Source organism: Paenibacillus sp. FSL H7-0735 (assembly GCF_038008505.1).
Lineage (GTDB): Bacteria > Bacillota > Bacilli > Paenibacillales > Paenibacillaceae > Paenibacillus_AQ > Paenibacillus_AQ odorifer.
Window position 1 is genome coordinate 2,106,531 of the sequence record NZ_JBBOZH010000001.1, and the last position, 14,033, is coordinate 2,120,563.

The following is a 14,033-nucleotide window of genomic DNA, read 5'->3' on the forward strand; positions in this document are numbered from 1 at the left end:
GCTTTCACTATAAATTTAAAATACTCTAATAACAGAAAGCGAGTTGGATAATATTATGCAAAAAACATTCAGAATTGTCGATGAAGATGGAATTCACGCACGTCCAGCAACTGCCTTGGTAAATACAGCGACAAAATTCAAAGGTACAGAAGCATTTGCAGAAGCTAAAGGTAAAAAAGTAACTTTGAAATCCATTCTTGGCGTATTGTCATTGGGCCTTGAAGCTGGAGATACTTTGTCTTTGATTACTGAAGGAAGCGAAGAAGCAGAAGCTTTGAACGCTCTTCAAGAAGTAATGATTAAAGAAGGGCTAGGGGAAATCCATGAATAAGATTTCAGGAATCGCGGCTTCAGCAGGGATTGCAGTAGCCCGTGCTTTTATCCTGAAACATCCGGATTATACGATTACGAAGACAGGTATCAGTGATACTGAAGCAGAAGTCGCTAAGTTGAATGATGCACTCGCCAAATCAAGAGTGGAGCTGCAAACGATTAAAGAGCGTACTTTGGCAGAGCTGGGGGAGAAAAAGGCTGAGATTTTCGAATCACATCTGCTTATTCTTGATGACCCAGAGCTGATCAATCCCGTAATTGATAAAATCCGTGAGGAATCGGTTAACGCGGACTATGCGCTAAACGAAGTGGCTACACAATTTATTGAAATGTTCGAAAATATGAAGAGTGCCTATCTGCAGGAACGTGCAGCTGACATGCGTGATGTTACCAAGCGTTTGCTGAACCACCTGCTGGGCATTCATTATGTAAGTCCTGCAGAAATCAGTGAAGAAGTAATCGTGATTGCTCAAGATCTAACACCATCGGATACAGCACAGCTTAATCGTAAGTTCGTTAAAGGCTTCACAACGAACATTGGTGGACGGACTTCCCACTCTGCGATTATGGCACGTTCTTTGGAAATTCCAGCGGTTGTTGGAACTAAAACGGTTCTGTCCGAAGTGAATTCTGGCGATTTGGTGATTGTCGATGGTCTGAATGGGGACGTTCTGATCAATCCTAGCGAAGCTGAAGTGGCAGAGTACACTCGCAAGCAGGAAGCTTACGACTTGCAAATCGCAGAATGGAAGAAACTTCGCGACGAACCAACAGTATCAGCAGACGGTAAACATGTTGAGCTAGCTGCCAATATTGGTACACCAAATGATGTGAATGGTGTAATTGAGAATGGTGGCGAAGGTGTAGGTCTGTACCGCACTGAGTTCCTTTACATGGGTCGCGATAAGCTGCCTTCTGAGGAAATCCAATATAACGCCTACCGTACTGTACTTGAGAACATGAAGGGTAAGCCGGTAGTCGTACGTACCCTGGATATCGGTGGCGATAAAGAGCTGCCTTATCTGGACCTTCCGAAGGAAATGAATCCTTTCCTTGGTTTCCGTGCGATCCGTCTGTGCTTGGATCGTCAGGATATTTTCCGTACTCAACTACGTGCATTACTAAGAGCAAGTGTTCACGGGGATCTTCGCATTATGTTCCCTATGATAGCTACGCTTGGTGAATTCCGTGCTGCGCGTGATCTTTTGCTCGAAGAGAAAGCTAAGCTTCGGGAAGAAGGTAAGGAAGTATCAGACAACATTCAGCTCGGCATAATGGTTGAGATTCCATCAACTGCTGTACTGGCTGACCAGTTTGCTAAGGAAGTTGATTTCTTCAGTATCGGTACGAATGATCTTATTCAATATACAATGGCTGCTGACCGTATGAATGAACAGGTATCTTACCTGTATCAGCCTTACAATCCAGCCATCCTGCGTTTGGTCAAAAATGTAATTGATGCAGCCCATGCAGAAGGTAAATGGACAGGGATGTGTGGTGAAATGGCTGGTGACGCAACAGCTATTCCGCTGCTACTGGGTCTTGGTCTTGACGAATTCAGCATGAGTGCAACTTCCATTCTGTCAGCGCGCAGTCAAATTTCTAAATTGTCGGCTGCCGACATGAAGGATTTGGCTGCAAAAGCTTTGCAGCTTGGCACGGCTGAAGAAGTAGCTGCACTTGTTCAAAGTATCGCTAAGTAACTTTTTACGCATGCATTAATCCGTTTTAGCGTTCTACTGTTTTCCAACTACTATTGCCGACTTCCGATGGCTGGAGGTCGGCTTTTTTATGTTTTTTAATCTATAATTTACTTTAATTCGACCTCATTTACTGTTCACTGTTTATTTTCTTTATTGCGCAGATGTCTATACCGATAGTATTAGTAATGAGCATAAAGTCGATAAGGAACCCAAACCTATAAATATGTCGTACATATAATAGTAAGGATCCATAGAAAGTTTATACTCCATTTGCCGACTTGCAGCGCTGTGCAAGTATTAATATGTAATGAATTGGTAATATATGGACTTATAAGCAACCCTACAGGTTAGGTGGGGAGCCATAGGATGGTGTTAATTCATGAGTAAAAATTATATAAATGCAGAATTGATGATGGAAGTCTATGAGGGTAAGGACTTAGGCTTGACGTATTCAACGGAGTACAGTGTCTTTAAAGTCTGGGCACCTACGGCTCTTGCTGTGTCCCTTGTCCTGTACGAAACAGGTGGTTATCAACTGAATAGTGAGTCACATAAGAGCGCTGTGGACAGTGGTCGGATTGTATATATGCAGCGTAGTAATGGCGGAGTCTGGCAGACCAAGTTATCAGGTGATCTAAAAGGGAAATATTATATGTACCGTGCTGTTTTTGCAGATGGTAATGTGACAGAAGCAGTAGATCCTTATGCAACAGCCGTATCAGCTAATGGTTTAAGATCGGCAATCGTTAATTTGCAGGATACGAATCCAGAACATTGGGATCAGGATGTAGCGCCTCCGTTACAGCATCCTGCCGACGCAGTGATTTATGAACTGCATGTTCGTGACTTTTCCTCACATGAGAGCTCTGGTATGTATTATAAGGGTAAATTCAAAGCATTTACCGAATTTGGATTAAAGGATCCGGCAGGAAATACAGTGGGGATTGATCATCTGGCTGAATTAGGGATTACCCATGTTCATCTGATGCCGGTATTTGATTTTCAGACCGTGGATGAGCTGAAGGTGGTTAATCGGGGTTCCTCCATAGCTAATGTGGACTACAATTGGGGGTATGATCCCCAGCATTATAATGTACCTGAAGGATCTTACAGCACCGATCCTGCCAATCCTGGCTTGCGGATCCGTGAATTTAAAGAGATGGTGCAGGCCTTGCACAGCCGCGGGATCGCGGTAATTATGGATGTCGTTTACAACCACACTTATGCTGTGGAGAATGGACCTTTTGAGCCGCTTGTCCCAGATTATTTCTATCGCCGCGATTTTATGGGACGTTTGTCGAATGGCTCCGGGGTTGGCAATGAGCTGGCTACAGAACGTCCGATGGTCCGTAAATTTATTAAAGACTCCCTATCTTATTGGGCTGCGGAATATCATATCGATGGTTTCCGGTTTGATCTGATGGGTCTGATGGACAGTGTTACCATGCGGGAGATTACGGAAGAGCTCCGTCTAGAAGTGAATCCGAATCTGTTGCTTTACGGTGAACCTTGGACGGGTGGAGATTCTCCGCTGGCCACTAAAACGCTAAAAGGTGTACAACGGGGCAAGGGTTATGCTGTCTTCAACGATAACTTTCGTTCAGCGATCAAAGGGGATAGTGATGGCTTCGGAAGAGGGTTCGTGACAGGCGAATATGGCAAAGAAGGTGCTATTGCAGCCGGAATTAAAGGAGCAATTCATGAGTTTACGGACTCGCCTGTGGAATCTGTGAACTATGTAACTGCCCATGATAATTTGAATTTATGGGATAAGTTGCTTATCGTTCAAGGGGGGAGCCAGAAAGCTGATTTTCCGGTAATCGCCAACATGGATAACGAGGATCTGGAAGATGCAGTGGCCCTTGCCAATCCATACGTGAATGTAGATCCGGAGAACATTCTCGGTAATGAAACTGTACGTCGTTCCTTGCTTGCTAACGGAATTATTCTGACATCGCAAGGGATACCTTTCCTGCATGCTGGAGATGAGCTCCTGCGCAGTAAATTTGGAGATCATAACAGCTACCGAAGCGGTGACGCGATCAACTCGATCCGCTGGAATATGAAAAGCGTATTTAAGCCCGTATTTCAATATTATAAAGGCCTGATCGAGCTGCGGCGCACACATCCGGCATTTCGTCTGCATGGCCGCCAGGAAATTGAACGTTCGTTGGAATTTCTGCGATGTGATGGCGGAATAGTATCGTATCTTCTTAGAGGCCATGCAGGAGGCGATCTTTGGAACAATATAACCGTTATCTTCAATGCTAATAATGATCGAATGACGGTGGCTCTTCCTGAGATTTCTAACGGGTGGAGTATAGTAGTAGACCATACCCGTGCCGGGATAGAAGCCATCCGCAGAATCGAAGGCAATGAGGTAGAAGTGGAAGGGTTGTCGATGATGGTCCTTTATGATGAATGTGGTGAGCCAGCCCCACGCTCTAAAATCATCGAAATACACTATGAACGCCCTGATCAGAATTACCAAGGCTGGAATCTTTGGGTTTGGGATACAGGAATCCAGGATGGACAATGCGATTTCCGTTATATGGAGAACGGGCGTGCAGTAGCCCGCATCGAAGTGCTGCCAGATACCCAATCAATTGGATATATTTTGCGGCTTAATGATTGGAAAGAAAAAGATGGAGACGGAGACCGCTTCATTGATTGTTCTACGAATGGAGAGTTAACCAAGGTCTTAGTCCGGGATCGTGAACAGGAGATTGATGGAATTTCAGAGGATCATCTTCGGTTAAGCAGTTAGTGGCAATACAAAAAAAAGCTGTTTCAGGGTTGATTGTATCCTGAGACAGCTTTTTATTTGGTTTTATGGTTTTACAATGGTCTGGTCAGCAAACTCTTCGTCCACAAGCTCATAGTAAAGATTGGCTTTATTGCCACCATGGTCTTTGGAGCGGTACATCGCCAAATCGGCGGCACGCAGCAGTTCATTGATACTGCTTCCATGTTCAGGAAATAAAGCTACTCCGATACTCGCGGAGGTGTGGAAGCTGGACCCGTTATCAACAGACCAAGACTTATTGAACAGTTTAAGTAACCGCTGCAGCGTTTCATCAAGCATCTCTGGAGAAGTGAATCGATGCAGTACAACTGCGAATTCATCTCCGCCGATCCGGAAGGCCTGACCTATTCCTTTGACTGTATGCTGAAGTTCACGGGAGAGCAGCTGAAGAAATTCGTCTCCAGCCAGATGGCCTAAGGTATCATTTAGCTGCTTGAATCTGTCACAATCCAGCAGGGCCAGTGCAATTTTTTGCTTCCGTTCTCCGGGTTGTGTGATAAGGTTCTCCATATACATTTTGAAATGAGCCCTGTTGGGAATCGCTGTTAAATGATCATAGAAGGCTAGCTTATGTAGTCGTTCTTCGTATTGTTTTCGCTGGGTAATTTCTCGAGATAACAGCATGAATTGTGCTGGGAATTTACGGCTGCCGAGAACAGGTGACACCTTAGTTTCAAGCCATACCCATTGGCCTTCTGCTCCGCGCATGCGCAGTTCTGAAATGCGCGGGGTTCCCTGAACCACGCTCTTTAATTTAGCCCAGGCAATCTCCGGTTCACGTATGTAGTTGGATAACGGATCTCCTTTTTTAGGCACATAGCCTAGAATACTGGAGTGTGAGGGGGAAGCGTATAGAATCAACCCGTTAGGATCCGTCAAAATAATGAAATCAGACATGGTTTCACCGATTAGCTGATAAAGTGTTTGTTCTTCCAGCATTTCATTCTGGAGCCAGATGATTTTGCGTCCAAGGTAAATAATGACCAGGAGAAACACAAGTAAGAGGAGCGAATATAGGGAGAACAAAGCGCTTTTTTTATCCTTAAAACCGTCCGTTACTTGCAAGGCGTAGTTGCCAATCAAGTCCTCTGCTTGATCGAGATGTGCTCTAGCTTCATTGAATTGCGAGTTTAGGGTGAGCGCAGAATATGAATCCGGATTCCAGCTACTCTTCGTCCGTTCCGTTATTAGCGTATGCCCTGAATTTTTCCACATGACAATGGTAGTTTCGAAGGAGCGCAGCTCGTTTTTTAATTCGGAAAGGATAATTCCACTTTGTTTCATATCACTGTAAGGTTTTTTTATAGCGTTGATATTTGCTCTTGCTAGACTTATTCGTTCCTGCGCTTGAAGATTATTATCTATAAACTCCGTAGTGAACTGTTCACCTTCCGCGGCTGTTAGGTTTGGACCCATTGCGATTTGCAAGGCTACAGCAGCTTGATGCAGATCACGATCGGCGCTCAGTATGAGCTTAGAGTTCTGATATATATCATCATAAAGAGAATCTGACAATCTATTAATAGTGTGATTTAAATAGAGTAGCGAGGACACGCTGATCCCGACCAGAAGGACGGAGATTGCAGCGAAGACATAGAATAGTTTGCGTGTTACCTTGAATTCGAAGAACCCTGCCACAGTCATCTTCTCCCTGTATAAGATGATTAAGTAAATCTATTGCTGCTTAAGTAGAACCTGCAGAAGTCAATCTATGGTCAGGCGTAATTTAACTCAGTCACTGATGTTTGAAGGTGCTTTTGGGAATAAAAGAGGTGTTGTATACATAGTGGGAAAACATAGGAAAGTGTACGTGTGAGTAAATGGTAGTTTCTAGTATATCAAGTATATAGGACGTGCTGCTTATAGAGCAATCTTTACTCATAATAATCCAAAAGACAAAATTTAAAGTTTAATGTATGGGCCTATTGAATTATCTATATTCAAACCGATGGATCCTATTACCCCACTCGATCATAAATGATACGGCTTACAGCTGCTGAAAAAAACTGCCCTTAGTCATAATGACTACAGGAAAGCTAATCATTCATTATTCGTTACGCAGTGCGTGAATGGGGTGAAGTCGTGCGGCTTTGTTCGCAGGCATCATTCCAAAAATCACGCCTGCCCGCCCCGATGCCAATCCAGCTTGTCAAAACGACAGATTTTGCATATAATAAAGAGACATATCTCTTGTAGTAAAGAGATACCTGACAATTAGCATGAATTGTGAAATGCAGTGATGGAGAAGAGTACACAGTGCCTGACTTACAGGGAGGAGACGCCGCGGATTGAGAGCGTTTCTAAGAAGCAGAGCTGTCGAAGTTCACTCCGGAGCAGTTCCCTGAATTCCTTAAGCTGTCTAATAGGGAAGGGTAGGGGATACCGGTCACAGACCGTTATTTCTGTATAAAGTGAGATAGGTATCTGTCCAGCCAAAAGAGGGAATGAAGCTCTTAAGGGGAACAGATCAGCTTGTCTAACAAGGGTGGTACCACGGTCTTTTCGTCCCTTACCGGGAGGAAAGGCCTTTTTTTGTTGAACTAGACAATGATTGAAGGGGGCTGTACACGGCCATGAAAGAGAAGTTGGAAGCATTGAAGGTTGAAGCGCTGGCTAAGCTGCAGGAGGTTATGGATCCGCAGGTACTAAATGATTTAAGAGTGAAGTATCTCGGTAAAAAAGGTGAGCTTACAGAGGTTCTGCGCGGTATGGGAGGACTTAGTGCTGAGGAGCGTCCGGTAATCGGGCAAGTGGCGAATCAGGTTCGCAGTGCTATTGAGGAGATTATCGGCGCGAAGCAGGAGGCTTTTCAAGAGCAGGAAACCCAGCAACGTTTGCAGGCTGAAAAAGTAGACGTAACCTTACCGGGTCGCCGTTTACAGCAAGGGGGCATTCACCCGCTTAGCAGAGTCGTACAGGAGATTGAGGATATTTTTATCGGCATGGGCTACCGTGTAGCTGAAGGTCCGGAAGTGGAGACCGATTATTATAACTTTGAAGCTCTAAATCTGCCTAAGAATCACCCGGCACGTGATATGCAGGATTCTTTCTATTTAACAGATGACCTGCTAATGCGCACTCAAACCTCGCCAGTACAGATTCGTACTATGCAGGCTATGAACGGTGAAGCTCCTGTTAAAATCATCTGTCCGGGTAAAGTATTCCGCCGTGATGATGATGATGCAACGCATTCCTTCCAGTTCCACCAAATCGAAGGTTTGGTCATTGGAAGTAACATTCGAATGAGTGATCTGAAGGGCACCCTGCAACAATTTGTGCAGGAGATGTTTGGACCGAATACAGGCATTCGTCTTCGTCCGAGCTTTTTCCCATTCACGGAGCCAAGTGTTGAAGTAGACGTAAGCTGCTTCAAATGTGGTGGCGATGGCTGCAGACTATGCAAGCAAAGTGGATGGTTAGAAATCCTTGGCGCAGGTATGGTACACCCGAATGTACTGAAAATGGGTGGCTATGATCCTGCTGAATACAGCGGCTTCGCCTTCGGAATGGGTGTAGAGCGGATTGCAATGCTTAAATACGGCATCGATGACATCCGTCATTTCTATAGTAATGATATGAGTTTTGTGAAGCAGTTCAAGGGCGTTTAGTTATTGTGGTGCGCTGGCTGATAGTGGCTGGAGAATGGGTTTTGGAGCATCTGATTTCCTTGTAGGGACCGTCCTTAATAGTGTGTAGCTGAAATTGAGTGCACTTCATCCGTTCTCCCACAGGAAGCAGCACGAACGACAGTGAAATAAATACATCTGAAACATAAAGGAAGTGAGCGGATATGAAAGTATCAACCGGATGGTTGGCTGATTATACATCGATTGAAGGAGTAACCGCCGAACAGCTAGCGGAGAAGATTACCGCTGCCGGCATTGAGATTGACGGCGTAGAGCGCCGCAATAAAGGCATTTCCGGCATCGTAACCGGCTATGTGAAATCAAAGGAAAAACATCCTGATGCCGACAAGCTGAACGTATGTATCGTGGATGCGGGCCAAGATGAGGATCTACAAATCGTCTGCGGCGCAAAAAATGTAGCTGCAGGTCAAACTGTACCTGTAGCACTGGTCGGTGCTAAGCTGCCAGGACTGGATATCAAAAAAGCCAAGCTGCGCGGCGTCCTATCGCAAGGGATGATCTGCTCGGCCAAAGAATTGGGACTGAATGATAAATTGCTTCCAAAAGAGCAACAAGAAGGTATTCTTGTGCTGCCTGAAGGGACAGAGATTGGTCAGGATATTTCCAAGGTCCTCGGCTTAGATGACGAGATTCTGGAATTCGATCTGACTCCGAACCGTTCGGATTGCCTCAGTATGATTGGTGCTGCTTATGAAGTAAGTGCGATTCTTGGGCGTGAAGTTAAATTGCCTGATCCAAAAAGCGAAATTATTGAGATCAGTGGTCCTGCTGCGGATTCCATTTCCGTCAAGATTGAAGATGAAGAATACTGCAGCCATTATGCAGTTCGTTATATTGCAGGTGTTAAACCTGCACCATCACCGCTGTGGATTCAGAATCGTCTGATGGCTGCTGGGGTTCGTCCAATTAATAATATCGTGGACATTACCAATTACGTGATGCTGGAATATGGACAGCCGCTGCATGCTTTTGATGCAGATAAAGTGCAAGGTGGAGAACTCGGCGTTCGTCTTGCCCATGAAGGTGAAGTTTTGGTTACACTTGACGGTCAAGAGCGTAAGCTAGAGCCGCAAATGCTCGTTATCGCTGATGGAGTTAAAGCTGTAGGTCTGGCCGGAGTAATGGGTGGACGGGATACAGAGGTTACTGCTGAGACGGTAAACCTTGTTCTGGAATCTGCTAAGTTTGATGGTGGTACGATTCGTAAAACCTCGCGTCAATTGGGACTTCGCTCTGAAGCCTCCCTTCGTTTCGAGAAGGAAGTGGATCCAAGTGCAGTTATTCCTGCATTGAACCGTGCAGCAGTGCTGATTGCACGTTATGCTGGCGGATCGGTCCATGAAGGCATCGTGCAAGCAGGAACTGACGCTGTTCAAGAGAAGGTTCTCACCTTGTCCTTAGAGAAACTGAATCGTTATCTGGGAACGGATTTGTCCTTGCTGGAAGTGAAGACATTGTTTGGCCGTCTACACTTCAAATGCGGAGATACCGCACAAGGGCTGGTTGAAGTTCAAGTCCCAACCAGACGTGGCGATATCAGCTATGATGTTGATCTTATTGAAGAAATTGCCCGCCTGTACGGATATGACAATATTCCAACGACTCTAATTGAAGGAATTACAACGCCAGGAGCACTAACTCACAAGCAAGCGCTCCGTCGTGAACTGCGCCGCTTATTGTCACATGGCGGTTACCAAGAGGTGATGGGTTACTCCTTCATCCAGCCGCAACAAAGCACAATGTTCCCTGCGTTATCAGAAGGAGCAGTAGCGGTGAAGCTGGCTATGCCGATGAGTGAAGAACGCAGCGTACTGCGTACCAGCCTTCTTCCGCAACTATTGGATATTGCCAGCTACAATACCAATCGTCGTCAAAGCGACTTGGCATTGTTTGAAATCGGCAACGTCTTCTTCACGGATGAAGAACAGCTGACTCGCCAACCACGCGAACTGCCAGTGCTGGGGCTGTTGCTTAGCGGAAGCTTAACAGTGAAGCAATGGAATGTTTCGGCACAGCCTGTGGACTTCTTTGATTTGAAGGGTGCGCTGGAAACGGTATTTGCTCATTTAGGGCTGACTGATAAAATCGTCTATGTGGGAGACAGCCCAGAAGGATTTCATCCTGGGCGTTCCGCATCGGTATATTTACTCGGGAACGAGGGCCGTGTGAAGATCGGAACGATGGGGCAGATTCATCCGGATCTGCAAAGACAGCTGGATCTGGTGGATACTTATGCGGCAGAAATTTTATTGCAGCCGTTATATGAAAGTGCGCAAAGCCGTTTGCAATATAATGAGCTTCCGCGTTTCCCGGGAATGGAACGGGATATTGCTGTGGTCGTGGATTCCGCTGTACCAGCGGGCGATCTGCTGGCTTCCATCCGTGATAACGGAGGTACTTTGCTCCAGTCCGTACAGGTATTTGACGTGTACACTGGCGGTAAGCTGGAGAGTGGAAAGAAGAGCATCGCGATCTCACTGCTGTATCGTCATAGTGAACATACACTGACTGATGAAGAAGTAGGAGAGGTGCATGAGAAGGTATTAGCATCTCTTCAACAAACTTTTGGTGCAGAATTAAGAAAGTAGCAGGAATTGTGTAAAGCCGCAGCGAATCCATTTAGAAACTGAGATTCGCTGCGGTTTTTTCTAGGTAGAGTGCAAAGCGGAGAATATCAGCCATAATCTATTGAATATTAGGGATTTTTCCAAATGCTTACCAAAAAAGCTACAATAGAAGAAGTGAAACTAGCTTAGAATCCGCACACATACAAAGGAGGGCACAACTGTGGCTATGGACCGGACACGTGTCGCCGTGGAGATATACGGAACTTCCTATAAACTCGTCGGAAGCAGTACTGAATATATGAAACAAGTGGCCCGTTATGTTGATGAACATATGCGCACGATTTCTAAATCTCACACCAGACTGGACACACCGCGTATAGCGGTGCTTGCAGCTGTACATATGGCGGAGCAGGCTATTCAGGTTCAGGACTTCAAAAATGAACTAAACATGATGACAGGTGAACGCAGTGAACTGCGATTGGAAGTATCTCGCCTGCTGGAGGTACAGCGGGAGCGGCAAGAAGAAATTGAGCGACTTGAAGCTGCGGCCAAAGAAGAGGCTGGGCGACTGATTGCTGCTGCTGAGGAAGAACGTAAGCGGCATTTGGAGATTCAGGAGAATGAACGCAAGGTACATGCGGAGCAGCTTCAGGAGGCAGTGCAAGCTGTGGAAGTTGCACGCAAGAAGCTGGAAGAAGAATTGCTTGAGCGCGAGATAGAGCTGCAAGAACTGCGGACAAGCTACGAAGAAGAGCGGGCAGCTAGTCGTGAACAACAGCGGCAGGAACTGGCGAAGGCGGAAGCCATCCGCTTGCAGCAGCTGGAGGAGCAGAAGGCTGCTCATCTGCAAGAGCTGGAGAACATCCGAGAGACGCTGACCAAGGAGAAGACAGACACGCTGTCTGCTCTGCAGCTTGAGCTGACCGAGACCAAGTCAACACTGGAGGAAGAGCTTGAGGTTACCAAGTCTACATTAGGTAAAGAACTCGAAGATACCAGATTGACGCTGGGTAAGGAGCTTGAGGATACCAAGTTGACCTTAGGTAAAGAGCTTGAGAGTACCAAAGCGAAGTTGGGCAAAGAGCTGGCGGAAGAACGTGAAGCACTGCAGCGGGAGCAAACCAAGAATAAGGAACTGCGGCAGTCACAAGGCACTCAAGAGCATAGACATAAGCAAAGCATTCAAGAGCTGGAGAAACAGCTGGCGGAGCTTCGTGGTGGGACCGGGCAACTTCAGTCCAGATTACGGGCGGCTGAAGCCAGTCTTAAGAGTGAGCGAGATGCAAGACAGACGCTGCTTGGACAATATGAAGCGATTGTTAAACGTGAAGAACAGCTCAGTGAAGAGCTGCGCACGGCTACTGAGCTGGGCACACTGTTGAATGAGGAGCTGGAAGAGTTACGCCAGCGTTATCAACAGTCACAGAATGAAGCGACAGAGCTAAGAGCGTCTCTACAGGAGACGAGTGAGAATCTGCACCGTGTTCAGGAAGAACTTGCGGGATCAGCAGCAGAGGCGGCTAACTGGCAGGAGCTTTCGGATAAACGTATGGAAGATATTGGTGAACTGGAAATGAATCTGCTGGAGTCTGAGGAGAAATCCGTGTTGCTTCAGAAAGAGATCGACACGCTACGTGGGCAAGCCGATGGATTAGTACAGCAGCTGGATCAGGAGGTTCAGCTTCGTACAGATGCAGAACGCGAAACAGCGGCACTTCGGGAGCAAGGTGTGCAGGTTCAGAAGGAGCTGTCTGCGCTTCGTGTGCGTTATGAGGAATTGATTGCTCAATACGATGATGTACTGCAAGAAGGAGAACGCCTGCAGGAAAGATATCAACTGCTGCAGGAAGAAGGCGAAGAGGCAACACGACGCTTAGAAGAGCTGTCTGAAGCTAGTCGTGAAGCCGCTGCTACTGTTGCTGAGCAACAGGAAGTGCTGAAGGAAGCAGAGGCGTACGGAGCTTCTTGGAAGCACAAGTACGAGGAGCTATCCGATCGGCAGCTGCAGTGGACGGATCTCGAAGCGAAGCTGCGCGAGGAGATCGACATTTGGCAGCAGGAAGCCGGCGAGGCTGAGATGAAGCAGGAAGCTATTGATCGTGAACGTAGCGAGGTGCTTCAGCAGTTAGGTGAAGTTGGTGAAAGCTATGAAATGGTTCAAGGACAGCTTCGTTTGTTGCAGGTCCAGTTTGAAATGCGTCAGGAAGAGCTTGACAAGCTTACGGACGAGCATCGTAACCTTAAAGAGGAATATGCCAAGCTGCAAAATGAATATAATGAATGGATTCAACTGATCGAGCAGGACAGTTGAATGCCGGATGCAAGTAAGAGGGCTGACCTGATGAGTAGAGAGATCTATTTCGGGTCAGCACTCTTTATTAATGAGCTCAGATTAAAAAAACAGCCGATATCAGGGAGAATCCCTAATAATCGGCTGTTTATGTGTAATCTATTCCACGATGATAGTAGCTCTCATTCCGCTATGTCCGGAGCCACACATAATGGAACAGGTCATTTCGAAAGTTCCAGCTTCCTCTGGTACGATCACCTTTGAGGATTTTTTTTCATTAAGCTGCAGCTCGAACTCAGGAATAAGGATACCGTGATTGCCGTCATCATTTTTAAAAATGATTTTGACGGGCACACCCTTTTTTAGATGATATTCTTCCTGATCAAAGCTGTAATTTGTAGCTGTAATTATGAGTTCTGTTTCTGCCTCGATCTCCGGCTCCGATGTGTTAGCATTGCCAGCAGCACTATCATTGCTGTTCCCACAGGCTGTAAGTGCTATAACGAACACCATTGAAAGTAGAATTGCAAATTTTTTAATGATCTAAATCCCCTCCCAAGAAGTCCAAGCATAGTGAAAATGTGACAATTATGTAGACATCATAACTTAAAATTTAAGAAAGCGCTTTGATTAAATGTGAAAAATCTGTGAACAGGCAGACTGTTCAAACTTTGTCGTAAATTGCAA

8 protein-coding genes and 1 other annotated feature are annotated in these 14,033 nt (G+C 46.0%); of the genes, 6 read left to right on the forward strand and 2 right to left on the reverse strand.

What is annotated here, in order from left to right:
* The first annotated feature begins 55 nt into the window (after positions 1-55).
* The 3 genes from NSS82_RS09370 (at position 56) to pulA (ending at position 4,803) form a co-directional block, all read left to right on the forward strand.
* On the forward strand, positions 56-331 hold the full coding sequence (locus tag NSS82_RS09370; protein ID WP_036683569.1) for an HPr family phosphocarrier protein: 276 nt from the start codon (positions 56-58) through the stop codon (positions 329-331).
* Entirely contained in the window at positions 324-2,036 is a 1,713-nt protein-coding gene (gene ptsP, locus NSS82_RS09375; RefSeq protein WP_076271931.1) for a phosphoenolpyruvate--protein phosphotransferase, read from the forward strand. The genes NSS82_RS09370 and ptsP overlap by 8 nt, the downstream gene beginning before the upstream one ends.
* A 379-nt stretch (positions 2,037-2,415) precedes the next feature.
* Positions 2,416-4,803 (forward strand): type I pullulanase, encoded by a 2,388-nt coding sequence (gene pulA / locus NSS82_RS09380; RefSeq protein WP_341109727.1) that lies wholly within the window; start codon positions 2,416-2,418, stop codon positions 4,801-4,803.
* A 63-nt stretch (positions 4,804-4,866) separates the two neighbouring features.
* Here pulA and NSS82_RS09385 read toward each other — a convergent pair whose 3' ends face one another.
* Positions 4,867-6,480, reverse strand: coding sequence for a sensor domain-containing diguanylate cyclase (locus NSS82_RS09385; protein WP_076104004.1), 1,614 nt, complete (start codon positions 6,478-6,480; stop codon positions 4,867-4,869).
* Positions 6,481-7,069: 589 nt separating this feature from the next.
* Positions 7,070-7,355 (forward strand) — a binding site (T-box leader).
* Positions 7,356-7,415: 60 nt separating this feature from the next.
* On the opposite strand from NSS82_RS09385, the gene pheS reads away from it, so the two are divergent.
* The 3 genes from pheS to NSS82_RS09400 all read left to right on the forward strand — a co-directional run bounded on the left by pheS (position 7,416) and on the right by NSS82_RS09400 (position 13,367).
* Complete coding sequence (gene pheS / locus NSS82_RS09390) at positions 7,416-8,450, forward strand: phenylalanine--tRNA ligase subunit alpha (protein ID WP_038569531.1); 1,035 nt, start codon at positions 7,416-7,418, stop codon at positions 8,448-8,450.
* A gap of 182 nt (positions 8,451-8,632) precedes the next feature.
* Positions 8,633-11,077, forward strand: a complete 2,445-nt coding sequence (gene pheT, locus NSS82_RS09395) for a phenylalanine--tRNA ligase subunit beta (protein ID WP_076104003.1) — start codon at positions 8,633-8,635, stop codon at positions 11,075-11,077.
* A gap of 199 nt (positions 11,078-11,276) precedes the next feature.
* Complete coding sequence (locus NSS82_RS09400; protein ID WP_076101561.1) at positions 11,277-13,367, forward strand: hypothetical protein; 2,091 nt, start codon at positions 11,277-11,279, stop codon at positions 13,365-13,367.
* Between the two features lie 138 nt (positions 13,368-13,505).
* Here the strand turns inward: NSS82_RS09400 and NSS82_RS09405 are convergent, their stop codons facing one another.
* The gene (locus tag NSS82_RS09405) at positions 13,506-13,859 is read right to left on the reverse strand and encodes a cupredoxin domain-containing protein (RefSeq protein ID WP_235219496.1); all 354 of its coding nucleotides are present in this window, start codon (positions 13,857-13,859) and stop codon (positions 13,506-13,508) included.
* Positions 13,860-14,033: the final 174 nt, after the last annotated feature.

Coding starts and splice junctions, on each gene's coding strand:
- NSS82_RS09370 (WP_036683569.1), top strand. CDS start 56: ATGCAAAAAACATTCAGAATTGTCGATGAAGATGGAATTCACGCACGT.
- ptsP (WP_076271931.1), top strand. CDS start 324: ATGAATAAGATTTCAGGAATCGCGGCTTCAGCAGGGATTGCAGTAGCC.
- pulA (WP_341109727.1), top strand. CDS start 2,416: ATGAGTAAAAATTATATAAATGCAGAATTGATGATGGAAGTCTATGAG.
- pheS (WP_038569531.1), top strand. CDS start 7,416: ATGAAAGAGAAGTTGGAAGCATTGAAGGTTGAAGCGCTGGCTAAGCTG.
- pheT (WP_076104003.1), top strand. CDS start 8,633: ATGAAAGTATCAACCGGATGGTTGGCTGATTATACATCGATTGAAGGA.
- NSS82_RS09405 (WP_235219496.1), bottom strand. CDS start 13,859: ATGGTGTTCGTTATAGCACTTACAGCCTGTGGGAACAGCAATGATAGT.